The following is a 24,567-nucleotide window of genomic DNA, read 5'->3' on the forward strand; positions in this document are numbered from 1 at the left end:
TGCGTCATGACCACTGCGTCCGAGTTCAGGAAGCGCGCCAAAGATTGCATGGACATGGCCGATAAGATGAGGCCGGAATCGCGCCAAATTCTGATGACCATCGCCGAGGCTTGGCTTGTTCTCGCCTTCGCTGAGGACAAGAGAACCCCGGCAGAGCAGACTCACAATTTGGAAGATGCAAGTGAGAGTGTGCATTGAGGCCGCCTCAGTTGGCGGCCTCTTTCTAATCGTCGTGCTGCGGTCGAGGTGAGCGCTCAGCGCGAGCGGCGCTCATCGAAATCCCGCCCCCGTCGCCTTTGTAAAGCAGATCAAAGATATTCGCCGCGGTCTGTAGCCACTTGAGGCGAGCAGCAACCGGCCAATCCGCTTCGGGCTCGGGAAGCTTTTGAAAGAGGCCGATGATAAGTGGATCGTGCCCATCGAAGCCGCCGCCGTTGCCGCCTTTTTTCTTTTCGTCTTGTGGCTCATCCGCCGGTGGCGGCGGGGGTGGTGCAGCGTCCGCCTGTCGAGCGGCAAAGCCGGGCATGACAAGGCGATTGCGTCCGTGGGCGAAGAAGCCCGCTTGTTCCGCCGAGCGCTCGAAAACTTGTCGCGCCCGATCCTTCACTTTGTCGGACACGCCAAGCGCGACGATCTCGCGCTCCATCGCTGCGGCCTGTCCCGGCAGCACCCCGCCGCGATATTTGTCAAAGATCGCACGATACAGCGGCACGTTCAGAAACGCATTTGCTCGCGCTTCGCGCGTTTGGTTCGGATCAACGATGGCGCTTCCCAAATCTGCCAGCCGGTACTTCCCGCCTGCGGGGCTGGTGATCAGACCAAATAAGCGCGCCGATGCAATCTGCACCCGGAAGCCGCTGCTTTTTGGGCTCTGCTTGGTCCAGACGGCGAGCTGATCATCGTCGCATTCGCCTAAGCCAACATTGCCGTGAATTGCTTCGGCAAGCTCAATCGTGTCGCCCAGCGGCGCATATGGAAACGCAATTGTCGAACGTTGCTTAGTTGCACCTTCTTCGCTGGTGTTCAGTTTCGTGGCCTCCGCAGAGGCACTGTTCTCGCCTGCCATTTGAAAGCCTCCGTCCATCTTGAAGAACCGTCCGGGAGGTAAGTACGCCTGCTGCCGCATCACGTCAACAAAATAATTCGCGGAATGTGAAAAGTGACTTGACCGTATCCTAAATCCGCATTACCGTCCTCATATCGGATGAGGATTGCCTATGACTAGGAGGGTTGGAGCCCCCGGCGCGCTAGCCGAGCAAAGGGGGCGAGGAAAAGGGAGAGGCCGCCTTCCCAGGGGGTAAAACCAGGGAAAAGCGGCCTCGCAATCGGCTTCAAGTTCTCAGGGCTCGTCTAACGGTAGGACGCCCTGCTTACCCCAGCGGAAATGTCGGTCCGAATCCGACGCCCTGAACTGGTAGCGACTTAGTGGTCCGACACCCCCTGCAAGGGGTGCCGGACCGGATCAAAAACCCCGGGATTGAGCCCCGAAGCAAGTGACCCATCTGGCGAATATAGCGGATTCCACGCTGTTTTTCTAGAGTCAGGCTTCGGGCCAATCCACATCATGGATTGAGCCCATGAACGTCCTTCCCCTCGATAAGCAAATTGAAGTCATCGCTGCGCTTTGCGACGGCCTTGGCATCCGAGCTGTCTCCCGCATCACCGGCGTCAACCGCGGCACCATCGGCGACCTGGCTCTCAAGGTCGGGCTCGGCTGCGCCGCCCTGCACGACGGCAAGATGACCGGCCTGCGCGTGTCCCGCCTGGAGCTGGATGAACTGTGGTCCTACGTCGGTCGCAAGCAGAAGCGCGTCAAACCGAACCAGCCCGACGCCATGGTGGCGGGCGACCAATACACTTTCGTTGGCTTGGCCTCTGCAGCCCGCGCGATCATCGCCTACCGCACCGGCAAGCGCGACACTGAGAACACGCTGGAGTTCGTCCACGATCTGCGCGAGCGCGTGATTGGCGCTCCAGAGATTTCGACTGACGGTTTCCTGCCCTACAAGAACGCGATCCGCGACGTGTTCGCGGGCCGCGTCTCGCATGGCGTGATCGTAAAGACCTACAGCGTAACGAACCTCGCGGTAAAAGAGGCCGCGCGACGCTACAGCCCCGCTGAGGTAATCGCAGTAGAGCGCGAGGTAGTAAGCGGCCTCCCCGCCAACATCAGCACCAGCTACGTGGAGCGCAGCAACCTGACGCTGCGCATGTCTTCAAAGCGGTTCTCGCGCCTCAGCAACGGCTTTTCGAAGCGGCTGGAGAATCACTGCTCCGCGATCTCGCTGTACGTCATGCACTACAATTTCTGCCGCGTGCATGAAGCCCACAAGATGACGCCCGCGATGGCATTGGGCCTTGCGGATCGCGTGTGGTCGATTGGCGAGTTGGTCGCGGCCGCACTAGCAACGCAGCCGATCTCGCCGAAGGTTACCCCTGCGGATCGGCGGCGGCAGTTCCGTGTAATTCAGGGCGACCTCTTCGACTAACACAACCACGAATCGAATCGATGCCCCGGACTCTTTTGAGTCGATTGTCAATGCGAGGAAAAGGAGTCAATCTCGCCCCTCACAACCTTGAGGGGCGAGATGTCGGCTGTATTATTAGCGATCCGCGCTCTCAGGTTTCTGCCACATACGGCGGCCTTTGATGCCCATCTTGACCGCTGTGCGGCTATCGAAATCCTTCATGTACCCTACGACGAGCGTTTCCGCCCGCTCAGGCTTGCGCACGTATTTCGGATCATTCCGCTTCCTCAATTCCTGCCAAGCCTCCCCCACGTAGAAAGTGAGCGGGTCCATGTTTCGCTCGCGGCCAACAACGTCGTTGAGGATGGTGTGGCACCAGTAGTTTTCGATGGCCGTAATGCTTTCAAGCGTCGGCCTCAAACGGTCCATTAGTTGTTCGGACGTTTCTTCCGTCAGGATCACAAACCCGACCATTCTCTTGCTGTGCATTGCCGGCCGGCACCACCGTTTCACGGCCGTCACGATCCGAGGAATAGCACTCGCTGTTTTCTCAATTTCGTACTGAAACGCGACACGCAACAACATGACCTTGTAGCGCCCAGCCATGGCGGCTCCTGTTGATGGTCGGGCGAGCGGCGTTGAAGTTCTGTAACGAATCGTAACAATACGTTGTGCGGACTAATTCCCGCTGCTCGCCAGCGGTTGAATAGGCCCCGGAGTGCCGGAAGCGCTCCGGGGTCGATCTAGATAAGCGATTCGCTGGAACTAGAGTCCGCAGAACCCCAATCCATCCACGGCAAAATTTCTAACGGCGAGCTTGGGTTAGCGCCCTAAGTTAGTGGCCTACTTTGGATCTGCGAGTGGCCTAATTCGGCCAGTACCAGAAACTTGGTACTGGCCCGTTTCGCCCCTGTTAGCCGCAATGTCGTGGTGGCCTGACTTGAATTCAGCCGCTTCGCCGCATGGAACATTCGGCTCTTGTTCATCTGGCTCCCGGTAATCTCCAATACCAATCGGAGACTGAATTCATGAGGGCGACCACGATGAAATTTGTCATTGCGCTGGCGTTTGTTTTCGCCGCCTGGTGCGGCATCACATCCGAGGCCAACGCTCAATACAGCGCACGCGACCTTGAATACTATTGCAACATGGGATCGCAGACCCCCGCAAGCGTGAGGCCATACTGCCGAGGTCGCGGCGGAGCGCTCACCGGCTACCGTCCACGACGCCAGTTGAGCCAGGAAGAGATCGACTACTACTGCAGTCAAGGCAGTCAGACTCCTGCCAGCGTCAGGCCCTACTGCGGCGGAGGTTATCGCGGGGGCTACCAGCGCGACGACGATGACGACTACTACTATCAAGGGCGCCGGCTCTCCCAGCGTGAAATCCAGTACTACTGCAGCATGGGCAGCCAAACGCCGCTTTCGCTCCGCCGGTACTGCGGACGCTACTGAACGATGCAACGCTAGGAAGCTTAGAGGCCGCCCCGTTGGCGGCCTCTTTCATTTCCCGTCGCTGACATCGCCGGGACAAACCACGCACGATGAAACGCAACTATTTTGGATTCTAAATTTCCCGCTCTGTTCTGGCAGAGACCTCCCGAACCAGTGCCGGTTTGGACGCGATTGTATCTTTCGAGACCGATAGTCAGGGTTGTAGGGCCCACCCTGACATACAGAGCTCGGCACTCGTGGATAGGTTGCACCTGCGCTGCACCATCCAAAAACCAGCGCTAACTTTACGGGACGTCGGTCATTGCCCATTCCTGACCGGCGTCTTTTTTTATGGTGCAGATCACTTCGCTTTTTTTGAAGATCAGATCGAAACGACCTTGAGCAGCCAAAGCACTCGCTGACGCTCGTACCCTATTTCGAATTTGAGCGGTCGTTCGCGCGTTTCAATTCGACGGTGAGTTCGGCGCACACATCCGCCAGCGAACGGCCGTCCCTGGTGACCAGACAGCGCCGAAGCTGCCGCCCGATATACCAGCCGATTCCTATCAGCATTAAAAATGGCAGCCACGACACGATCAGGCTGATGTACCAGGGCACTTCTGATGCAGACATCGTGCGCTCCTCGTTCGAATGGGTCAGTGTTCGAATTGGTCAGTCCGTTTCCGGCCTGCAGACGTGCGCCATCGGCCCCTTCAGATCAGGCACGGGGCCAGCGCCTCTCTCTTTTTCCTTACCCTCACAGATTGAGGGAGCGGAGCGCCGAGACGGCGCAGATATCTGGGCGCTTTGCGAGGGCGCCCGCGGACCTTTGCGATCAGGTCCGCTCGCCTCCCGGCGCTCCACTGTGGCGATTTATTGCGAGGCCACCGTTCGAGATTCGATCGGACCGGCTGGGCTTTCACCCACCATGCTCCAGGGGGCATTTGCGCCCGCTTTCACCCGACCGCGCCCTGCCACTGAAGGCGGCCCCCTCATCGGGGACGGACAATGACCCCACACCCTGGGACGTGGTTACGGGCCACGCCTGCAGGCGCCACACCCCGCTCCGCCAAATAGACGTCTCTAGATGACGCCCTCAACGAACGAGGCAAATCAGAACTTATCAGGAACATAAAATTTCGTCAAGCGCACGTATTTCCAGCCATCTTCCGTAAAAAAATACCGTTGGCAGCCCTGTGACAATCTTTCGCAGTCCTGAATTATTGACTATCGTCCTATTCGGTGGGCGACAACTTTCTGACTGCTAGGGGCTGAGAAATGAAAAAACTCACACTGATTCTGTCCATGCTGCTGGTCGCGGCCGTAAGCACGACCGCCGATGCGGCCAAGCACAAGCGGAAGGCGAAGGCTGCGCCGGCCGTGGTGAACGTCGACGCGAGCGACGCGCAGCGCACCAAGTTCTTCACGGACGCCATCAACCCGATGGGCGCGAAGTAACCGCGTATTGGTTTCCCAGGCCAATACCCAAGCCCCGCTTCGGCGGGGCTTGTTCGTTTCAGCTCCATCGTATCGCGATGCAACTAACGATTTTCATCTGTAATTAAGCGATAGCCGCAGCTTATTGATAGAGCTTCACAAGCAGCCTTGCGGCCGCGTCGATTCGCGACAGCGACAAGGCTCGGACAATCCCGTTGAAATCACCCCTCGCGCTCGAACAGAGCTGCGGCAGGGGACGACAAAATGCGGGAAGAATGCATTATCGCGCCTTTGATGCGCCGCGCCGAAGATTGCCGCGCGCGGTCGAGAGCCGCGACATCGGAAAAGCATCGCGCGATATGGGAAGAGCTTGCCGAGCAATACGACTTGCGCGTTCGGTTGTTGAAGAAGAAGAAGAAGCCCGCGTCCCAGGAGAAAGCAGAACGTCCGAATCATCCGATGCCTTAGCTCGGATATTCGATATCGCGCGCCGCTGACGACCGTCGATCGCTCATCGTCCGTTGCCCGCACGATCGCCGCTGACGACCGCTTGCCTGAGGCGCTTCTGGTTTTCCTTCAACCGCCGCCGACCCCAGGGACTGCGAGAGCGAAAAGACCGATCGAGCGAAAGGCCTCCCGCACGGCGGCCTTTTTGGTTTGCGAGCAGCGCCGGGCTGCCGACACAGCGTTCGGCCACGTCCCTCTTCCGCGGTTTTTTTGCAGCGCACCGAAGCTTTTGGCGCATCGGGGCTGAACTATGTCGATTGACACACGTTATTGCGGGCAATCCGGGAGGCCCCTTTGGAGAAGCCCCACCTCACGCACACCGTCGCCAAGGACAAGGCCGCCGAGTGTCTTGAACTCGCTGCGGCCGCCGGCCATGTGGCGCACCGGCTCATCATTGAAAACATGGCGAAAACCTGGGAACGGATCGCCGAGGTTCTGGAGGATGACGCCCAGCCGCCGCAGTGAGCACGGCCGGCCGGCGGCCCGCCGCGAAACCAAAGGAAAACTCCCGCCGGCTGTCACCAGCCGTCGGGAGATCCTTGCGGTCAGGCAGAGGCGCTTCGCATGCACCGACCCATGGATGCTGGCGTAGCAGAGCTTTCTGAAATCATTGCCAAGAAACAGGGCTGCGCAAATCCTAACGGGCGCAGGGTGCCCGGCCTGCAAGCGCGTTTACGCGCGTCTTCGACGCGCCCTAGCCCGAGCCTCGAAAGACGCGCGTAAACGCGCTGATGGCTCACTCGCGCCTCAGGATGACGGGGATATAGAGCGCACCTGTGTGAGCTCCGAACGATCGTGCCTGGAAGCGGCCCCGATGATTGAATTCGGCCGGCGCTTCGCTACGGTGCGGGCGCTATCCATCCCCTCTCCTCTCAATCCATCGTTCGAACCGAAGCGAGTGTTGGCGTGCACGACATCCTGATCCGCGGCGGACTTCTGTTCGACGGCAGCGGCGCCGCGGGCGTTCGTGGCGACGTCGCCATCGACAACGGGCGGATCGCGGCGATCGGCGCAACGATCGCGGAGCCCGCGCGCAAGACCATCGATGCGGAAGGCCTCGCGGTCGCGCCGGGCTTCATCGACATCAAGACGCATTCCGACTTCACGCTGCCGATCAATCCCAAGGCCGAGAGCAAGGTGCGCCAGGGCGTCACCACCGAGATCATCGGCCATTGCGGCTTCTCGGTCGCGCCGTGCCTTGCCGGCAAGGTCGAGCTGCTCAAGGACTATCTTTCGCCGTCGGCGCCGTGGACGCCGTTCCGCGAGCTGACGTTTCCGCAATATCTCGACACGTTCCCGGCCACATCCGTGAACGCCGGCATGCTGGTCGGCCACAACACGCTGCGCCTGATGGCGATGGGCATGGCGGATCGCGCGCCGACCGCAGCCGAACTCGATGCGATGCTGGCGCTGCTCGAAGACGGCTTGAAGGCCGGCGCGCTCGGCATGTCGTCGGGCCTGTTCACGCCGCCGGGATCGTACACGCGGCCGGACGAGATGCACGCCTTCGGCCGGCTCTTGAAGAAATACAATGCCGCCTACTTCACGCATCTGCGCGACGAGTCGAACCAGGTGCTCGAATCCGTCGAGGAAGCCATCGATGTGGCCGACAAGTGCGGCGTCCACGTCGAGATCGTGCATTTCAAATGCTCGGGCACCGACAACTGGGGCAAGGCCGAGACGGCGCTGACGATGATCGCAGACGCCCGCGCGCGCGGGCTCGATGTCGACTGCGATGCCTATCCGTATGCGGCGGGCTCCAACCCGCTGAAGAATCTGCTGCCGCAATGGGTGCAGGCCGGCGGCGTCGAGGCGATGATCGCCCGGCTGAAGCAGACAGAGACGCGGGCGCGCATTCGCGCCGATATCGAGCGCGATGGCCTCAACAACTGGGGCCGCATCCCGTCATGGGACTGCGTGCAGATCTCGATCTCGCCGCATCTGCCGCAGTTCGCCGGCCGCACGCTTCTTTCGATCGCCAACGAGCGCAAGCAGGACCCGGTCGACACACTCGCCGACTATCTGGTCGACGACCAGGGCGCGACGCGCGTGCTGGTGACGTCGATCTCCGAGGACGACATCGAGCATATCGTCGCCTCGCCCGCGGCGCTGGTCGGCTCTGACGGCAACTGCGTCGCGCCCTATGGCCAGGTCGGCAAAGGCATGCCGCATCCGCGCTTCTACGGCACCTTCCCGCGCATCCTGCATCATTATGTGCGCGAGCGCGGCGCGCTGCCACTCGAGCTTGCGATCCACAAGATGACGGGCGCCACCGCGCGGGCGTTGAAGCTCAAGGACCGCGGGCTGCTGAAGCAAGGCTATCGCGCCGACGTGGCGATCTTCGATCCGGCCGACTTCCGCGACCGCGCGACTTATGCCGACCCGCATCAGTTTCCGAGCGGCACGCGAACGACGGTGCTCGTCAACGGCGTGCCGGTCGTGGAAGATGCAAAGCACACCGAAGCGCTGCCGGGCCGGGTGCTGCGGCGGGATGCAAGCGGCGCGGTGCTCTAGCGCGCTGCCGCCAGAAGATCGCGCGCCCGCGCGATGGCAGCCTCCACCGTATCGGCCACGCTCACCAGTGCGCCGCCGATGCGGGAAAAGTAGCGGCGGCTGTCCTCGCTGTCGTTGAGCAGGACCACCGGCTTTTTCGATTGCAGCGCCAGCGCGATCTCCGACGCCGTGCCAGTGCCGCCGACACCGCATGCGATCACCACATCGCTCGACAGCACGTTGATCGCGTTGCGCGCGCTGCCCATGCCGGTGACAATGGCGATATCCACGGCATCCGAGACGCCCTTGGTATCGCTCGCCCGCAGCACGCCGATGGTCAGGCCGCCGGCGGCGCGCGCGCCCTGGTTGACCGCATCCATGATGCCAATATCGCGGCCGCCGCTCAGCAACACCCAGCCCTCGCGCGCCACCGCCGCGCCGAGCTCACGCGCCATGACCAAATCTTGCGGGCGGGGACCATCGCCCGCTCCCATCACCCCGATCACAGGACGACGTGCCATCGGCCTCTCCCCTTTTTTAGCGCTGCGGCGGGATGCAAAAGCCACTCGGGCTCTCCCTCCCCGTCATCCTGAGGCGCCCGCCGAAGGCGGGCCTCGAAGGAGACGGCCCCAAAATCTGGGGCCGCATCCTTCGGGGCTCGCTGCGCTCGCGCCTCAGGATGACGGATCGAGAGCGAATCCGCTGCAAATAAAGCAGCGACAATGCGTTGCAATTACTCCAACACCACGCCCGCGGCCTTGATCACCTTCGTCCACTTGTCGGTTTCGCTGCCGATGAACGTGGCGAATTCCACGGGCGTCATCGGCATCGGCTCGACACCCAGGTCCGCGAGCCGCGCCTTGAACTTCGGATCGACCAGAATCTTCGCCATCGTGCCGTTGAGCTTGTCGACCACCTCGGTCGGTGTGCCCTTGGGCGCTGCCAGCGCGTACCAGCCGAGCGCCTCATAGCCCGGGACGGTTTCGGCGACGGTCGGCACATCCGGCAACGACGCCTGGCGCGCCTTGGTGGTCACGGCGAGCGCGCGGATCTTGCCGCTGCGGACCAGTTCCAGCGCCTGCGGCATCGGGTTCACCGCCATTTGCACCTGGCCGGCCATCAGATCGGGCATGTAATTGGTCCGATACGGCACGTGCACGATCTCGACACCGGCCATGGCCTTGAACAGCTCACCGAAGATGTGTGACGAGGAGCCCGTGCCGCCCGACGCCATGTTGATCTTGCCGGGATTTGCTTTGGCATAGGCGATGAACTCCGGCACGGTCTTGGCCGGAAAGCTCAGCGGCACCACGATGACATAGGGCGCGTTGGCGATACCTGCGACATGGACGAAGTCGCTGCCGAAGTTGAAGCTCAGCTTGGTGTAGAGCGTGGTGTTGAACACGTTGGTCAGCACTGACGCCAGCAGCGTGTAGCCGTCGGGCGCGGAATGCGCCACGGCGTCGGTGCCGATGTTGCTGCCGGCGCCCGGCCGGTCCTCGATCACGAAGGGCTGCCCGAGCGCGTCGGACAGCCATTGGCCGGCAAGCCGCGCCACTAGGTCCGGCGAACTGCCGGGCGGGAACGGACAAATCAAGCGCACGGTGCGCGACGGGTAAGCGCCTTGGGCGAAGCCGATGCGCGGCAACGCGAGCGCGGCGGCGCCCGCAGCGACGATGCTGCGGCGGGAAATGGTCACGGCGTTCCTCCACGAACCTGTCCGGCGGATTCTTTGCCGCCTTGAACGACACGCTACGCCGGTTTCAGGTAAGCGCAAAGCGCCATGGAGAGAGCCGCATCAAACAGCGACGGGCGCCTCTCGGCGCCCGTCGGGAGTGTCCGGACAATATGTCGCGTCGTGCCTAGCGCAGCGCCTCGTTCAGCACCCGGCCGTCGACCGTCGACGACGGCCTGACGCCGAGGATGCTCATGATGGTCGGCGCGACGTCGATGTTGCGCATGTCGCGGACGATCTTGTGCTTCTGGAAGTCCGGCCCTTCCGCGATGAACGTGGCGCTCATGTCCTCGATGTTGGGATCGTGGCCGTGGGCGCCATAGAAGTTCGGCGTCGAGAACACCGTGGTGGCCGAGTTGAACGGCGCGTCGCCCTGGCGGGCCACGCCGGGCGACTGGATGCCGTCGAAATTGTAGCCGACATCCATCAGCGCGAAGACGTCGCCGAAGTCCTGGCCGATCTTGCTGCTGGTGCAGACGCCGATGCCCTGCGGGCAGCTCAGCGGCCGGCTGTTGACGACCGTGAACACCCGCTTGTGGTCGAGCGAGCCGTTGAACGTCGGATTCGGATCGGTCGCGGTCTGCAGCACGTTGGCGATCTGCGTGACCAGCGCGTTGTAGGTCGCCGCGTCCACCGTGCCGCCGGACTCACGGCCCTGCAGGTTGACGTAGATGTTGGCCGCCGGACCCGAGGTGCGGATGCCGATCTTCGTGGTGTCGACGCCGGCGTTCTTCAGCATGTTGAACAGGCTGACCGCGGTGTGGAACGGCGCGAAGCCGTGGTCCGACACCACGATGACGTTGGCGTGCGGGCCCGCGGCGCGGCTGATCCGCTTCACAGCCGCGTCGGCCTGCTGATAGGCGAAGTGGATGTGCTCACGATAGCGCGCCACCTTGGCGCGGTCCTGGTTGCGGCCGGTGGTGGTCGGATCGGTCGGGTTGGTGGCCTGCCGCGGATCGTTCAGCAAGAACTGATGCTCCGAGCCGTCGGGCTGCTCGATGTAGACCATCACTAGATCGGCGCCGGGGTTCTTGAGGATCGCACGTTCGCCGATCTGGGCCTGATAGCGCACGAAGGTCTGGACCTGGTCCAGCAGCATGGCTTCGAGCTCGGTGTCGGCGAAGCTGCCGAAGCCCGCACTCAGCCGCTCGACGATGCGGAAGTCGTCCTGCGGACGCCAGAAGCCGATGTTGTTGTTGATGTCGTCGACATCGGCGATCACCGGCGCATTGCGGGGAATGAAGTTCGAGCCGTAGCGCGCCAAGTGCACGGTCGAGAGGTCTGGCGACATCGCCGAGACGAAATACGACGCGCCGACCTTGTTGCCGGTGCCCTCGAAGTAGAACGGACCCGATTCGCCGCCGAGCTTGATATAGGCCGGGCCGGTGGACGGCGCATGGAACGGACCCGCGGTGATCCCCTGCGTCTTCTCGAAGATCACCAGCGTGTCGTAGTTGACGACGCCGTCATTGGTGGTGTCGAGCGCCGCGGCCCGCATCTCGAACTTGAGATCGAGCGTTGCCGTCGTGGTGCAGGTCGAGGCGGGGCCCGATGAGCAGGTGAAGGTCTCGAACGGCGCGGTCGCGAGAACCGGGCTGTGGGAGAAATGCCCGGCGGCGCTGAGCTGCGCCGCGACGGCCGGATCGGCGGAGAACTGCGAGCCGGTCAGCACGAAGCCGGTCGCGCTCAGGCCGCCAAAGGCGCCGAACGGCACCGTGTAGTTGGTGACGCGAAGCGGCTGCGCCGCCTGCACGGTCACGTTGTTGATCTTGATGTCGGCGCCGTCGGCGCCCGGCCAAGTGGCCGTCACCACCGACTTGCCCTGCTGGCGTAGCTTCACCCACAGCGGCTCGGCCGAGGGATGAGCGGAGGGCCCGAGCGGGCTCAACTGATAGCCGCCGATCGCGCCGGCAAAGCCCGAGGCGCTGGTGCCGATCGTGGCGGCCACATTGTGATAGGTGTTGGACGGGATGTCGTTGTGGACCGAGTTGGAACCGGTCGCGATCGCGATATGCGACACCGCGGTCAGCGACGGGCTGGCGGTGACGTTGCGAAGCGCAACCACGCCCTTGCTCAGCTTCGCGAGGCCGCCATTGTGCGGCAGCACGCCCTCGGCGATGAACTGCTGAATGAAATTCGGCTTGGCGCCGTCGAGCGAGATCAGCACGACCTTCGGCGAGACGGACGCGGTCGGCCCGTTGCCGTGCTCGTTTCCGTTGTTGTTGCCGTTGCCGTTGTTGTCGTCATCGTGAGCGGACGCAGAGAAACCGGTCACGGCGAGCGACGCCACAAGCGATACCGTCGAGAGGAGTTTCAAAAATGTCCTGGTTGAAGCTGGCATGCGAGGCCCCCTGGCTGTTTTGAAAATGTTGGGAGGAGCGAAAGTGAGGGGTGGCACTATCGTCGTTCGCGCTGACGATCATGTGACGCGCTGCGTGCTCGACAAATCAATGAAAGCAAAATGCTTTTCGCGCGCGTTACACATTCGACATTGATCTGTCACTCGCGAGACGATTCGCTTCAGCGCGCGCCATGTAAGAAAATACCGTTGCGGTCACGCCTCGCGTGATGTTCTCGATCGCGGGACCGCACGAGTCGGACAGCGATCGCGCAATCGCCGCTTCACGATGCATCCGCATACGCTCCTCGCGCCCGAGGGGATATTGCCCACCGCATCTCCCACCACGCCGCCGCGTGTTGCTCCATGCTGCAGCCTGCTCTAGGGTTTCACGCAACAAACATGCGGAGGAAACAATGCTGTCGCAACTCAAGCCGCCGTTCCGCGCCGAGCAGATCGGCAGCTTCTTGCGCCCGCAGGCGCTCTTGGACCAAAGAGCAAAATTTGCGCGCGGCGAGATCGACCAGGCCGCACTGACAAAGGCCGAGGATGACGCCATCAGGGGCGTGCTGGCGCTGCAGGAAAAGGTCGGGCTGAAATTTGCGACCGACGGCGAGTTCCGCCGCCGCTCCTATCATAGCTTCTTCTACCGCCAGCTCGGCGAACTCAGCATCGACACCGTCGGCGGCGAGGACGCCAAGGGCGAAAATCCCGGCCACCGCGCCGCCCAGCCGGTGGCGCTGATCAAGAGCCGCGTGCGCTGGACGCACCCGATCAACGTGCCGGACTACAAGTTCATCGCCGCCAACACGCGGCTGATCCCGAAGATCACCATTCCGGGCCCCTGCGCGCTTCACTTTCGCGGCGGCGACGCCGCGGTGCTGCAAAGCGCCTACAAGGATCTCGATCAGTTCTGGGATGACACCGTCGAGGCCTTCGGGGCGGAGTTGAAGGCGCTCGCCGCGGCCGGCTGCCGCTACGTGCAGGTCGACGAGACCGCCTTCGCCAAGTTCGGCGATCCGGACGTGCAGCAGTGGCTGAAGGCGCGCGGCGACGACTGGAGCGCGCTGATCGACAAGTACATCGACGTCACCAACCGGATGCTCGCCAACGCGCCCGCAGGGATGCGGATCGGCATGCATCTGTGCCGCGGCAACCGCGGCGGCCAGTGGCATTCGGAAGGCAGCTACGACGAAGTCGCCGACCGGTTGTTCAACGCAATGAACATCCCGTTCTACTTCCTCGAATACGACTCGCAGCGCGCCGGCAGCTTCACGCCGTTGCGCCTCGTGCCGAAGCACAAGGTGGTGGTGCTCGGCATCGTCTCGACCAAGACGCCTGTGATGGAGAACAAGGCCGAGATGCGACAGCGTGTCGAGGATGCGACGCGCTTCCTCGATCTCGACAATCTCGCGATCAGCTCGCAATGTGGCTTCGCCAGCGTCGACACCGGCAATCCCATTTCGCCGGAAATCCAGGAGCAGAAGCTCCGCCTCGTCGTCGAGCTTGCCAACGATATCTGGGGCGAAGCCTGAGTGCCGGGAGAACGCTGATGAGAATGAAGACTTCGATTGCCCTAGCGCTGACGCTGCTGCTCGGCTTCGCGTCCGCCGCAACCGCCGCCGACGATGACGCATGGCCGACGCATCCGGTGCGGCTGATCGCGGCGTCCGGCCCCGGCGGCAATCCGGACGTGATGGGGCGCCTCCTCGCCGACAAGTTCAGCCAGGCCTTCGGCAAGCCGTTCATCGTCGAGAATGTGCCGGGCGCGGGCGGCATCGTCGCCGCCAATCTCGTCGCCAAGACGCAACCCGACGGCTACACGCTGATGTTCAGCGACTCCGGCGCGCTCGCGATCAACCCGGTGCTCAATCCCAACCTCGGCTACGACCCGATCAAGGATTTCGCGCCGATCACGGCGCTCGTAACGCTGCCGACCATCCTGTCGACGCCGCCCGATCTTGCCGCCAAGACGCTCGATGAGTTCATCGCGCTCGCCAAGAAGCAGCCCGGCAAGATGAGCTTCGGCTCGGCCGGCGCGGGCTCGATCCACCACCTCACCTTCGCGATCTTCGCCGAGCGGACCGGCATCGACCTCCTGCACGTGCCCTATCGCGGCGGCTCGGCGATGGTGAACGGGCTTCTCACCGGCGAGATCCAGGCCGGCTGGTCCGGCATCCCGAACGTCATCGAGCTGATCGCCTCCGGCAAGCTGCGCGGCCTCTGCGTCAGCACGCTCCAACGCTCGCCGTCGACACCGCAGATCGCGACCTGCGACGAACTCGGCATCAAAGGCTTCAACGTCGCGACCATGATGGGGCTCGTCGCGCCGGCCGGCACCTCGCCCAAGATCGTCGCCCGGATTCAGGCCGAAGCCGCCAAGGCGATGCGCGAGCCTGCGATGGCCACACGCATGACCCAGCTCGGCATGGTCATGGAGGAAAAGGGCACCGAGAACTATGCGGCGTTCCTCAAGGAGGATCTCGCCCGCTACGACCAGGCGGTGAAGAAGCTGAACCTTCAGACGGCGAAGTAGCCGCGCACTTTTTCAAAGGACGGCCCAACTTCGTGACAGCTCTCTAGCCATTGATCTTTGTCAAAACCGGTCATCGCCTTTCGCCCTATGCTGTTAACAAATAAGCGAAAGACCGGTTCATGCTGGAAATCGAACGCAAGTTCCTCGTCGAAAATGACGATTGGAAGGATGCCGTCATCGGGAGCGTCAGGATTCGCGACGGGTTGATCGCCAGCACAAACGGTCAGAAAGTTCGGGTGCGGATCACGGACTCGGCGGCCACAGTGGTCCTGAAAAGCCGCAAATCCGGCATCAGCCGTTTCGAATTCGAGTACCCAATTCCTCTGTCCGACGCCCAGCAGATCATGCGGACGATGTGCACCGCGCACATTCTCGACAAGACCCGGTATTTTGTCGCACATGCCGGTGCGACTTGGTCGATCGACGTCTATACTGGGTTGCTCGAGGGGATCGTTGTCGCCGAGATCGAGTTGGCCCGTCCCGACCAGCCGATCGATCTCCCGGCCTGGATCGGACGCGAGATCACGAACGATCCCCGTTTTCGCAAAATCAATCTGGAGGCGCAGCGGCTTTCCGATCGGACGCAACGTCCTTCGGCCGAGACATGCGTGCGCGCGCAACAGTGAGGCCTGCGGTGCCTACAGCCCGAGCGTGACCTCGGCCCAGTGCAGCACGGTCTTGCTGTTGAGAAACTCGATCACCGCGGGCTCGATCACCGACGGCTGCGCATGGTCGGTCACCACCATGGCGACCATGGCGTCGCAGCGGTCGTTGAAGGCGACCGACAGCGCGGACTTGCCGGGCGGATTGGCGCCGCCGATCGAATAGCCGCGGCTTCGGCCCTTCATCCAGTGCACCGCGATGGGATGGCCGTCGCCCAGCGCCGCGACCTGCTTGCCGGCGAGGTGGAAGTCGGAGAGCCGCTCCAGCTCGGGATCATCGGACACACCGGTGGTGCAGTTGCAGAAGCCGATCTTGGCGCGGAGATAGAGATTGACCTCCGCGCCGCAGTGCGCGGCGTCGCAGCGGAACGCCTTGCCCTTGCCCCATTCGTCGAGCGGGAACGGCCATTGCACTTCGGCAAACACCGGATTGAGCGGCCCGCTTTGTTCGGCGGGCTTGTGTGCGAGCAACGCAAACGCGCCGACCAGTCCGCCCAGCGCGAAGGTCGCGGCCGCAAGTATGGTTGTCGTGATCCGCACGGGGTTATTCTAATTCCCTTTGGCCAAATGTTGCCACGGGTGAACTTTCCTTGGTGTGAGAGATCACCCCACCCCGACCACCGCGCTGCGCGCGGCGGTCGACCCTCCCCTCCAGGGGAGGGTGACAGCGTTCGTTGCGCCACCTGCCCTAGTTGCTGGCGATGAACTTGCGCGCCACGGCCAGCTCCGGCCGCGCCGCAGCCGTGCCTTCGGTCAGCGTCACAAGCTTCTGATAGTTCTCCTTGGCCTTGACCTTGTCACCGAGCTTTTCGGCCGCGGCCGCAGCGCCCGCGTAGCCGCGGTAGCGGTTCGGCTCCTTGGTCTTGGTCGCCTCGAAGGCGGCCATCGCCTCTTTCGCCATGCCGTGCGCGAGCAGCATGTCGCCGTAAAGCTCACGCGCCGGCGCGAGCGGGCCCGGCGTCACGGGCGCCTTCTCGGTCTTGTCCTCGGCGTCGGCCGCGGCGCTCATCGTCTTGAGCGCCTCGTCCGTCTTGCCCTCGGCATCGAGCACCCAGGCGACCGCGATCTGGCGCTGGATGTCGACGATGTTGGCCCAGTACGCATCCTTGGCCTCTTTGAGCTGGTCGCGAAGCTCTTCGAGCTTGGCGATGTCGCCCTTGGCGGCTGCGGGATTGCCGGAGCGAGCCGCGCCGAGCGCGCGGGCGAAGTGCGACGTCGCCATCGCCTCGCGGAATGCACTCGGCGTGACCTTGAGCTCGGCCGCGGCTTTCCAGTCGCCGCGCTCCATCGCATAACGCGCCGGCGACGCCGCCAGCGCGAAGAACGCGCCGCGCGCCGCAGGCGCCGGAGCCTGCGCCGCGATCATGTCGTCGACGACCCGGCGCGCGTCGCCGTCATCCGCGAGCTGCAGATAGGCGTAGACCATGTAGTCCCGGGCATGGAATTGCTCGGCGAATTCCTTGGCCGGCTCTGCGGCCTTTGCCGAGGCGGTGTTGGACGCAATCGAGTCCTGCCAATAGCCGACGCGGGTGAAAATGTGCGACGGCATGTGCTGCGCATGCGGCGCGGCCGGCGCGATCTGCGCGTAGAGCTTCGCCGCGGGCAGGCCTTTCTCGGCAATCGGCGGATAGTCGTAGAGATGGATCAGGTAGTGCGCGATGCCGGGGTGTTGCGGCTGGCGCTTCCAGATCGGTTCGAGGATCGCGGCGCCCTTGAGCTGCTGGGCGTAACTCTTATCGGCCGGCGACGCCGAGGTGTTGAGCGTGATGGCGTAGAAGATCTGCGCCTCGTCGTCCTTGGGATATTTCGCCGCCAGCTTCTCCATGGCGCCGAGATAGGAGCGCATGCGCTGCGACTGAGGCACCTTGTCGTAGTCGACATACATCAAGGTGAGCGCATCGATGAAATCACGTTCGCGCTCCGTCTTCGCGCCGATCGCCTTGGCCTTCTGGATCGCCGCGAGACCCGGCACGAGGTTGGGCGCCGGAATGGCGCCATGCGGATTGGACAGCAACGACAGCGCAACACCCCAATAGGCGATGCCGCATTCCGGATCGGCCTTGGCGGTTTCCTCGAACAGCTCCTGCGCCGCCGCATACCAGAACGAATGCTGGTATCGCATGGCGCGGTCGAACCGGCGCTGCGCCACCTCGTTGCACGACGTCTCGAAGTGAACATTGCCGAGTTGCTGATTGTCGCCCTGGGCGACCAGCGGCTGCGACGACGAAAGTGTCAAAGCCGAAATGCTGATGGCAGCAAGCAAAGTATTCCGCATGACCTAACTCCCCGAGAATCTTGAACAGAAAAGCAATTCATTGAGTTCACCAATCATATTCCCTTTCCTGAAGAGGGAACAGCGGGCCGCGTCTCAATTGGTTGCCGAAGGTGACCTCATGCGAGGGCGCTTGCGCCGGCAACGGCGCGGGCCCGACTTGCGGGGGCTGGAGACTATTCCCGCTTGGCGATGCGATGGGTCTCGGCGCCGCACATATCGCAGATGTAGATCGTGTCGCCGACACCGGCCATCGAGGTCGAGAGCGTGAACGTTCTGACGGTCATCGTATGCTGACAGGCCGGGCATACCGGCACATCAGATTTCGCAACAACGGCTGGTTTGTCGTGGCTCGATGACATGGATTGGATTTGCGGCATAACATCCTCCGCCTGTTGACGTACGGCGCTCACATCAAGCGTTGCCGCGGCAATTCGATTTTAAGCCCGCCCTGCTCACGATCCTCGGCTTCGCGAGCAAGCCGCATCCAGGTGTCGGCAATGTGCAACAGCATCGTGCGTTGCGATGGGGTCCGCGCGGCTTGCGCGAGCGCAGTGCACTCCTCGGCGCGTTTTCGGTAGTCGGAGCCTTCATGCATGGGAGCTATCCTTTCACCCCGATCATGTGAGGAACTCTAGATCAGCTCCAAGTTTCCCTCAATCATCAAAAGAATAAAAATTCTCGCAATACTATGAGTTCATCCAGAAATTAGCGAAAATGACGAAAAATACAGGGTACAGCGACTATCAATACTATTAGCTGACGGCTTTCTATTCGTCCTATGAACCAAACATGTCAAATGACAATAGAGGACAAATTTATGTGAATGAGTAACTTGCTCACTCGCTCGCGCGTTACAAGCCTTACTGACGAGGAACTCGATGGGATAAGGAGCCAAGGGGCACGGCCATGAACGCTGACCTGACACGAGGCGAACGTCTGCAAATCATGCTTTCGCCTGAGGAATTGGCGGCGGTGGATGACTTCCGCTTCAAACAGCGAATGCCGAGCCGGGCTGCCGCGGTCCGCGAGCTGTTTCGACTTGGACTGGCTGCCGTCGGCATCAAGCCAGCTGAGCAGGGAACCAAGTCGAGCGATTACGGCGTGTTCGCGACCGGACCGGACGGTTCGCAAAAGGGCAGCGACAGCCAGCCGTCGGGCGGCAACGGCAAGAAGCGCTAGTTCAATTCGATCTTGGCGGCCGCGACCGCGCGCTTGAAGCGCGCGAGCTCACGGGCGATCTCGGCCTTGAAGGCCTCGGGCGAATTGCCGACGATGATCGCCTGCTGCGAGGCGAGCCGCTCGCGCATCTCCGGTGTCGCCAACGCCTGTTTCAGCGCCGTGTTCAAGCGCTGCACGATGGGTACGGGCGTTCCCTTCGGCGCGATCAAGCCGAAGAACGCCATCCAATTGGCCTCTTCGATACCGAGCTCGCCAAAGGTCGGTGTGTCCGGCAAGGCCTCGACGCGCTTGTCGCCCGAGATCGCCATGGCGTGCAGCCGGCCGCCGTTCACGAGTTCGAGCGAGGTCGGTAGGTTGTCGAATACCACCTGCACCTGACCCGCGACCGCGCCGTTCAGCGCAGGCCCCATGCCGCGATAAGGCACATGGACGAGATCGGCGCCGGTCGCGAGCTTGAACTGCTCGCCGAGCAGATGCGAGACGGAGCCATGGCCCGAAGAGCCATAGGCGAATTGACCAGGCTTCGACTTGGCGAGCGCGATGAAGGCGCGGAGGTCCTTGGCCGGCACGCTCGGGCTGAGCGACATGATGTTCGGCACCGCCGCGATGTTGCCGATCGGCGTGAGGTCCGTCAGCACGTCGAACGGCAGGGTCTTGTAGGTCGCGGGATTGATCGCGAGCGTCGACGCCGTGCCCATGCCGATGGTGTAGCCGTCGGGCACGGCTTTCGCGATCGCGCCGGTGCCGATCGAACCGCCGGCGCCGGCGCGGTTGTCGGCTACGACCGACTGGCCGAGCACCTGGCGCAGGCCTTCGGCGACAAGCCTCCCGATCACGTCGGTCGAGCCGCCGGCCGCGAACGGGATGATCAGGGTGATCGGCCGGTTCGGATAAGCGTCATCGGCAAAGGCATTTGATGGAAGTGTCGTCGTTGCCAAAATGATCGCAGCAACGAAACACCCAACCGTCCTCATCCTGAGGAGCCAGCCAGAGGCTGGCGTCTCGAAGGATGGGGACGCCACCGACCGGGCCGCACTCTCCTTCGCTCGGCTGCTCAGGATGAGGGCGGAGAGAAAGCGTGGCGTGACGAGGCGGAAATCCATCACCGTCATTTGGCCTTGAACGTCGAGATCCGCTCGATCACCGGCTTCCACAAGGTCTGCTCGGTTTCAATGTACTGCTTCAGCTCGGCCGGCGACATCGGGTTGATGTAGCTTGCGATATCCTCGAAGCGCTTTTTCATCGCGGGATCGGCCAGCACGGTCCGCAGGTCCTCGCTGACCTTCTTTGCAATCGGTTCGGGCGTGCCGGGCGGGCCCATCAGAGCGAAAAAGCCGAGCGCACGCGGAATGCCCGGCAGCGTCTCGGAGATGGTCGGGGTGTCGGGCCGGTTCGGCAGGCGCTTCTGCGAGCCGACCGCGAGGAGCTTGAGCTGTCCGCCGTTGATCGCACCGGCGAGACTCGGCAACCCGTCCATGATCACCTGCACGCGACCGCCCATCACGTCCGACAGCCCTGCCGGCGTGCCTGGATAGTTGATCGAGGTCCATTCGAGGCCGGCCGCAAGCTTGATCCATTCAGAGGTGAGATGCGGAATGCCGCCGCGGCTCAGAACCGCGACGTTGACCTCGCCCGGCCGCTTCTTGGTGTATTCGATCAGTTCGCCGAGCGTGTTGATGCCAAGTGTGGTCGGCACCGCGATCGCCATCGGCTGCTCGCAGACGAAACCGATCGCAACGAAGTCGCGCACCAGGTCATAGGGATAGTCCTTGGCGATTTCCGGCAGCGCAACGAAGCTCGACGAGAGCGCGAACAGCAGCGTGTAGCCGTCCGGCGGTGACGTGCCCGCGACCTTCATGCCGATCGAACCCGCGGCGCCCGGATGGTTGGTGACGAACACCTGCTGGCCCCAATGCTTCGACAGCCCTTCCGCCACGATCCGCGCGGTGACATCCGGCGCCCCGCCCGCGCCGGTGGTGACGACGAGCCGCACGGGCGCGGTGGGGTAGTTCTGCGCATTGACGGGAGCGCCGTTGAACAACAGCACCGCAGCCAGCATCGCCACGGCGAAGACCCCAACCGTCCTCATCCTGAGGAGCGCGGCGAAGCCGCGCGTCTCGAAGGATGGGGACGCCCCCGGCGTGCCAACAGCTTGAGGCGATCCCAATCGCCGCGAATGAGCGCTTCCTTCTTGGCGCGTGTCCATCCCTTGACCTGTCTTTCCGTTTCTATGGCATCGGTGATTGATTCGAAGTGTTGAGAGAAGATCAACGCGACCGGTCGCCGCGTCGCAGTGTAGCCACCGAACAGTCCGGCATTGTGTTGCGCGACACGCACCTCAAGATCAGCGCGTGTCGTGCCGACGTAGTAGCTGCTGTCGGAACAGCGCAGTATGTAAAGGTAAGCACCGGTCACGGGCCGCCCTCGTGCTTCGAGACGCATCGCCATAGCGCGTCGAAGACGCGCGTAAACACGCTTATGGCGATGCTCCTCAGCATGAGGGCGGGGAGACAGCGGCGTCAATTGATCTTCTTCGCCGTCTGGGCGATGACCGGACGCCAGGTCTGCTGCTGCTCGCGAATGAAAGCGGTCAGCTCCTCGGACGTCATCGGACGAATGTATGTGCCGAGGTCCTCGAAGCGCTTCTTGATCTCGGGCCTGGCCAGCACGGTGCGCAGATCGGCGCTGATCTTCGCGGCCACCGGCGCCGGCGTGCCGGGCGGCGCCATCAGCGCGAACCAGCCCATCGCCTCGAAGCCCGGGAATGTCTCGGCGACGGTCGGCAGATCGGGAAAATTATAGAGCCGCTGCTTTGATGCGACCGCGAGCGGCTTGATCTGGCCGCCCTCGACCGCGCCCTTCATCGACGTCATCGCGTCGACCATGCCCTGCACGCGGCCGCCGAGCACGTCGGTGATGGCCTGCGACGCAGCGGGATAGTGCAGCAGCTGCACGTCAATATCGCCTGCGATGCGCAGCCACTCGCCGGCGAGATGCAGGATGCTGCCGCGGTTGCCGGCCGCGATGTTGAGCTCGCCCTTTCGCTTCTTCGCGAGCGCGATGAATTCCGGCAGGGTCGAGACACCGAGACTGCTGCTCGCTGCGATCACCATCGGATGTTCGCCGATGTAGCCGATCGGCACGAAGTCGCGCACCACGTCGACCGGGAAATTGGCCTGCAGCTCCGGCAGCGCGATGAAGTTCGAGGCAAGCGCCATGTAAAGCGAATACCCGTCGGGCGGAGTGGCCGCGACGGCGCGGATCGCGACCGCACCGGCCCCGCCCGGCTGGTTGATGACGACGGCCTGCTGGCCCCAGAGTTGCGACAGATGCTCGCCGATCAGGCGCAGCAGCACATCGGGACTCGAGCCTGGCCCGACCGCGACCGTGAGCTTCACCGGCCCGGACGGAAAGCTCTGCGCGTTTGCTGCGCGCGGCGCCAACGCCAGCGCAGCGCTGCCGGCGACAAAAGCCCGCCGGCCGATCCCCGTCTTGACCTGCACGTTCCCTCCCTGCCCGCCTCTTTTATTTTTAGGCTGGGCGCAGCTTCATGATCTCCAGCGCCGCGCGGCCGAACAGGCTGTACGGGTTGCCGAAGGATTCCATGACCTCGAAGTGATTGTAGCCTTCCATCACCGACACCGTCGCGGTCTTGCCTGCAGCCTTCACGGCCGCGGCAAAATCGCGGTTCTGCCGCTGGAACTCCGGCGTCTCCATCGTGCCATAGACGATCGCGACCGGTGCGGCGAGCCTGTCGATATGGCGTTGCGAACTCAGCTCCCGCTCGGTCTCGTCGGTGAACTTCACGTAGTTCGAGCGCGCCGACATCCGCACCGGCTTGAGATCGTACATGCCGCTGCCGCAGACGCCGCCCTTGATGCAGTCCTGCGACAGGTCGAACTTCTGCCAGTCGGTGGTGAGCAGCACGCCGGCCCAGTGCCCGCCGGACGAATGACCGGACACATAGACGCGATCCGGATCGCCGCCAAAGCTTTTCGCATTCTTCACGGTCCAGGCCACGCCGCGGCGGATCTGATCGGCCATGGCCATCAGGCTGCCGCCGACCTCGCCGACATTGTTGAAGTCGAGCACGACGAGATGCGCGCCGGAGTTCACGAACATCTCGGCCATGTAGTGGTAGTCCGCCGCCCGGCCGACACGCCACGCGCCGCCATGCACGAACACCATCACCGGCGCGTTCTGGGTCTTCGCCGGGAACACGTCGGCGGCTTCGATCTCGGTCGGGCCGTAGCGAAAGCGGTTCGGCACACCGATTCGTTCGCGCACCAGAGCGCTGTTGCGCGCGCAACGCTTGATGACGATCTCGCGGTTCGGCGCATAGACCGCCTGATCGTAGGCGTCATCGAGCTCCTTCTGGTCCATGTCGAGCCAGACGACCGGCCCCTTGGGGCGGGGCGCAGCCGCGTTCTGCGCCAGTGCCGTGCCGCCGGTCATGGCTGCCGCTCCCGCAAGCACGCCCCGCCGTGACAGTTCGCCAAAGCCATCCGCCGCCATGTTCCGCTCCCCATCACATCAGCCAAGCTTCATCTGCTCCAGCACCGCGCGACCCAGCAGACCGTAGGGGCTGGCAAAGGTCTCCGGCATTTCGAAATGATTGTAGCCCTCGCCGACCAGCAGCGTGACCGGCTTGCCGGCAGCCTTGAGCGCCGCGGCGAAGTCGCGCGTCTGACGCTGGAACTCCGGCGTCTCGTAGGTGCCGTGGGCCAGCACCACCGGGCAGTTGATGCGCGACAGATGCCGCTGCGTCGACAGCGCATCCTCCATGGCGTCGGTGAACTTCACGTAAGCGCCGCGCTTCGACAGCCGCGCGGGCTTGAGGTCATACATGCCCGAGCACAGCACCGCGCCCTTGATGATGTCGGCCGGTGCGCCGAGCGCCGCCCAGTCGGCGATCAGCGCCGTGCCGGCGAGATGCGCGCCTGACGAATGACCCGACACATAAATCCGGCTCGGATCGCCGCCGAAGCTCGCCGCGTTCTTGCCGACCCAGGCGATGGCGCGGCGCACCTGATCGGCCATCGGCATCAGGTCGCCGCCGGCCTGGTCGACGTTGATGAAATCGAGCACGACGTAGTGCGCGCCGGCATTCACATGGAGCTCGGCGGCGTAGCAGTGCTCTTTCGCCACGCCGTTGCGCCACGCTCCGCCGTGCACGAAGACCATTACCGGCGCGTTGGGCTTCTTGGTGGCCCAAAGATCGAGCCCTTCGATCTCGGTCGGCCCATAAGAAAAACGCCTGGGCGGACCCAGGCGCTGCCACACGAGTTGGCTGTTGGCATTGCGGCGCTTGCCGAGCTGCGGCTGGTTCGGCGCATAGACCGCCTGATCGTAGGCGTCGTCGAGCTCCTTCTGGTCCATGTTCATCCAGACCAGAGGGCCCTTCTCGCGCGGCGGCGGCTCGGCCGCCGTCGCGCCACCCGCGGCGGCCACCGCGCCGCTCGCCAGCACCGTCCGCCGCGTCATGTCCATGGACCGCTCCGCCG

Annotated in this window: 25 protein-coding genes; 10 read left to right on the plus strand and 15 right to left on the minus strand. The window is 63.2% G+C overall.

Annotation, left to right across the window (positions count from 1 at the left end; all coding sequences use genetic code 11):
• Positions 1-6: 6 nt before the first annotated feature.
• The gene (locus RHPLAN_RS26040; RefSeq protein WP_068024150.1) at positions 7-198 is read left to right on the plus strand and encodes a hypothetical protein; all 192 of its coding nucleotides are present in this window, start codon (positions 7-9) and stop codon (positions 196-198) included.
• A 25-nt stretch (positions 199-223) separates the two neighbouring features.
• Here RHPLAN_RS26040 and RHPLAN_RS26045 read toward each other — a convergent pair whose 3' ends face one another.
• A complete protein-coding gene (locus RHPLAN_RS26045) occupies positions 224-1,066 on the minus strand; it encodes a hypothetical protein (RefSeq protein WP_068024153.1) in 843 nt (280 codons plus the stop codon).
• A gap of 511 nt (positions 1,067-1,577) precedes the next feature.
• On the opposite strand from RHPLAN_RS26045, the gene RHPLAN_RS39680 reads away from it, so the two are divergent.
• Positions 1,578-2,489 (plus strand): hypothetical protein, encoded by a 912-nt coding sequence (locus RHPLAN_RS39680; RefSeq protein WP_068024155.1) that lies wholly within the window; start codon positions 1,578-1,580, stop codon positions 2,487-2,489.
• A gap of 114 nt (positions 2,490-2,603) precedes the next feature.
• Here RHPLAN_RS39680 and RHPLAN_RS26055 read toward each other — a convergent pair whose 3' ends face one another.
• Positions 2,604-3,074: a hypothetical protein gene (locus RHPLAN_RS26055; protein ID WP_068024158.1), complete on the minus strand. Its 471-nt coding sequence runs from the start codon at positions 3,072-3,074 to the stop codon at positions 2,604-2,606.
• A 437-nt stretch (positions 3,075-3,511) separates the two neighbouring features.
• Between RHPLAN_RS26055 and RHPLAN_RS26060 the strand changes: the two genes are divergently transcribed.
• Entirely contained in the window at positions 3,512-3,922 is a 411-nt protein-coding gene (locus RHPLAN_RS26060) for a hypothetical protein (RefSeq protein ID WP_157100490.1), read from the plus strand.
• 411 nt (positions 3,923-4,333) lie between these two features.
• Here RHPLAN_RS26060 and RHPLAN_RS38565 read toward each other — a convergent pair whose 3' ends face one another.
• Positions 4,334-4,534, minus strand: a complete 201-nt coding sequence (locus tag RHPLAN_RS38565; protein WP_084245557.1) for a hypothetical protein — start codon at positions 4,532-4,534, stop codon at positions 4,334-4,336.
• A gap of 645 nt (positions 4,535-5,179) precedes the next feature.
• Between RHPLAN_RS38565 and RHPLAN_RS26065 the strand changes: the two genes are divergently transcribed.
• From RHPLAN_RS26065 to RHPLAN_RS26070, 3 genes are all read left to right on the plus strand, one after another.
• Positions 5,180-5,359, plus strand: a complete 180-nt coding sequence (locus RHPLAN_RS26065) for a hypothetical protein (protein ID WP_068024165.1) — start codon at positions 5,180-5,182, stop codon at positions 5,357-5,359.
• 780 nt (positions 5,360-6,139) lie between these two features.
• Positions 6,140-6,310 (plus strand): hypothetical protein, encoded by a 171-nt coding sequence (locus RHPLAN_RS39685; protein WP_157100491.1) that lies wholly within the window; start codon positions 6,140-6,142, stop codon positions 6,308-6,310.
• A 441-nt stretch (positions 6,311-6,751) separates the two neighbouring features.
• Positions 6,752-8,359 (plus strand): N-acyl-D-amino-acid deacylase family protein, encoded by a 1,608-nt coding sequence (locus tag RHPLAN_RS26070; RefSeq protein WP_068024168.1) that lies wholly within the window; start codon positions 6,752-6,754, stop codon positions 8,357-8,359.
• On the opposite strand, the gene RHPLAN_RS26075 is transcribed toward RHPLAN_RS26070, so the two are convergent.
• The 3 genes from RHPLAN_RS26075 to RHPLAN_RS26085 all read right to left on the minus strand — a co-directional run bounded on the left by RHPLAN_RS26075 (position 8,356) and on the right by RHPLAN_RS26085 (position 12,414).
• Complete coding sequence (locus RHPLAN_RS26075) at positions 8,356-8,859, minus strand: SLOG cluster 4 domain-containing protein (protein ID WP_068024171.1); 504 nt, start codon at positions 8,857-8,859, stop codon at positions 8,356-8,358. The two genes, RHPLAN_RS26070 and RHPLAN_RS26075, sit on opposite strands and share 4 nt — an antisense overlap.
• Positions 8,860-9,071: 212 nt before the next feature.
• Positions 9,072-10,037, minus strand: a complete 966-nt coding sequence (locus RHPLAN_RS26080; RefSeq protein ID WP_237179918.1) for a Bug family tripartite tricarboxylate transporter substrate binding protein — start codon at positions 10,035-10,037, stop codon at positions 9,072-9,074.
• Positions 10,038-10,200: 163 nt separating this feature from the next.
• Positions 10,201-12,414, minus strand: coding sequence for an alkaline phosphatase family protein (locus tag RHPLAN_RS26085; RefSeq protein WP_068024175.1), 2,214 nt, complete (start codon positions 12,412-12,414; stop codon positions 10,201-10,203).
• A 413-nt stretch (positions 12,415-12,827) separates the two neighbouring features.
• Between RHPLAN_RS26085 and RHPLAN_RS26090 the strand changes: the two genes are divergently transcribed.
• From RHPLAN_RS26090 to RHPLAN_RS26100, 3 genes are all read left to right on the plus strand, one after another.
• On the plus strand, positions 12,828-13,946 hold the full coding sequence (locus RHPLAN_RS26090; RefSeq protein WP_068024179.1) for a 5-methyltetrahydropteroyltriglutamate--homocysteine S-methyltransferase: 1,119 nt from the start codon (positions 12,828-12,830) through the stop codon (positions 13,944-13,946).
• 17 nt (positions 13,947-13,963) lie between these two features.
• On the plus strand, positions 13,964-14,947 hold the full coding sequence (locus tag RHPLAN_RS26095; RefSeq protein WP_068024181.1) for a Bug family tripartite tricarboxylate transporter substrate binding protein: 984 nt from the start codon (positions 13,964-13,966) through the stop codon (positions 14,945-14,947).
• A 119-nt stretch (positions 14,948-15,066) separates the two neighbouring features.
• Positions 15,067-15,573 carry a CYTH domain-containing protein gene (locus RHPLAN_RS26100; protein ID WP_068024184.1) on the plus strand — a complete coding sequence of 169 codons (507 nt, stop codon included), beginning with the start codon at positions 15,067-15,069 and terminating at the stop codon, positions 15,571-15,573.
• 12 nt (positions 15,574-15,585) lie between these two features.
• Here the strand turns inward: RHPLAN_RS26100 and RHPLAN_RS26105 are convergent, their stop codons facing one another.
• The 3 genes from RHPLAN_RS26105 to RHPLAN_RS26115 all read right to left on the minus strand — a co-directional run bounded on the left by RHPLAN_RS26105 (position 15,586) and on the right by RHPLAN_RS26115 (position 18,479).
• Entirely contained in the window at positions 15,586-16,149 is a 564-nt protein-coding gene (locus RHPLAN_RS26105) for a hypothetical protein (RefSeq protein WP_068024187.1), read from the minus strand.
• A 148-nt stretch (positions 16,150-16,297) separates the two neighbouring features.
• Complete coding sequence (locus tag RHPLAN_RS26110) at positions 16,298-17,884, minus strand: YfgM family protein (protein WP_068024189.1); 1,587 nt, start codon at positions 17,882-17,884, stop codon at positions 16,298-16,300.
• A 406-nt stretch (positions 17,885-18,290) separates the two neighbouring features.
• Positions 18,291-18,479 (minus strand): hypothetical protein, encoded by a 189-nt coding sequence (locus RHPLAN_RS26115; RefSeq protein WP_068024192.1) that lies wholly within the window; start codon positions 18,477-18,479, stop codon positions 18,291-18,293.
• A 311-nt stretch (positions 18,480-18,790) separates the two neighbouring features.
• On the opposite strand from RHPLAN_RS26115, the gene RHPLAN_RS26120 reads away from it, so the two are divergent.
• The gene (locus tag RHPLAN_RS26120) at positions 18,791-19,063 is read left to right on the plus strand and encodes a hypothetical protein (protein WP_068024194.1); all 273 of its coding nucleotides are present in this window, start codon (positions 18,791-18,793) and stop codon (positions 19,061-19,063) included.
• On the opposite strand, the gene RHPLAN_RS26125 is transcribed toward RHPLAN_RS26120, so the two are convergent.
• From RHPLAN_RS26125 to RHPLAN_RS26150, 6 genes are all read right to left on the minus strand, one after another.
• Positions 19,060-20,001 carry a Bug family tripartite tricarboxylate transporter substrate binding protein gene (locus tag RHPLAN_RS26125; protein WP_198164493.1) on the minus strand — a complete coding sequence of 314 codons (942 nt, stop codon included), beginning with the start codon at positions 19,999-20,001 and terminating at the stop codon, positions 19,060-19,062. The two genes, RHPLAN_RS26120 and RHPLAN_RS26125, sit on opposite strands and share 4 nt — an antisense overlap.
• A 170-nt stretch (positions 20,002-20,171) precedes the next feature.
• Positions 20,172-21,122, minus strand: a complete 951-nt coding sequence (locus RHPLAN_RS26130) for a Bug family tripartite tricarboxylate transporter substrate binding protein (RefSeq protein ID WP_237180217.1) — start codon at positions 21,120-21,122, stop codon at positions 20,172-20,174.
• Between the two features lie 26 nt (positions 21,123-21,148).
• Positions 21,149-21,505: a GIY-YIG nuclease family protein gene (locus RHPLAN_RS26135; RefSeq protein WP_068031873.1), complete on the minus strand. Its 357-nt coding sequence runs from the start codon at positions 21,503-21,505 to the stop codon at positions 21,149-21,151.
• Between the two features lie 77 nt (positions 21,506-21,582).
• On the minus strand, positions 21,583-22,566 hold the full coding sequence (locus RHPLAN_RS26140; protein ID WP_068024203.1) for a Bug family tripartite tricarboxylate transporter substrate binding protein: 984 nt from the start codon (positions 22,564-22,566) through the stop codon (positions 21,583-21,585).
• Between the two features lie 28 nt (positions 22,567-22,594).
• The gene (locus RHPLAN_RS26145) at positions 22,595-23,578 is read right to left on the minus strand and encodes an alpha/beta hydrolase (protein ID WP_068024207.1); all 984 of its coding nucleotides are present in this window, start codon (positions 23,576-23,578) and stop codon (positions 22,595-22,597) included.
• A gap of 18 nt (positions 23,579-23,596) precedes the next feature.
• Positions 23,597-24,553, minus strand: coding sequence for an alpha/beta hydrolase (locus tag RHPLAN_RS26150; protein WP_068024210.1), 957 nt, complete (start codon positions 24,551-24,553; stop codon positions 23,597-23,599).
• Between the last annotated feature and the right edge of the window lie 14 nt (positions 24,554-24,567).

It is taken from the genome of Rhodoplanes sp. Z2-YC6860 (genome assembly GCF_001579845.1).
Taxonomy (GTDB): domain Bacteria; phylum Pseudomonadota; class Alphaproteobacteria; order Rhizobiales; family Xanthobacteraceae; genus Z2-YC6860.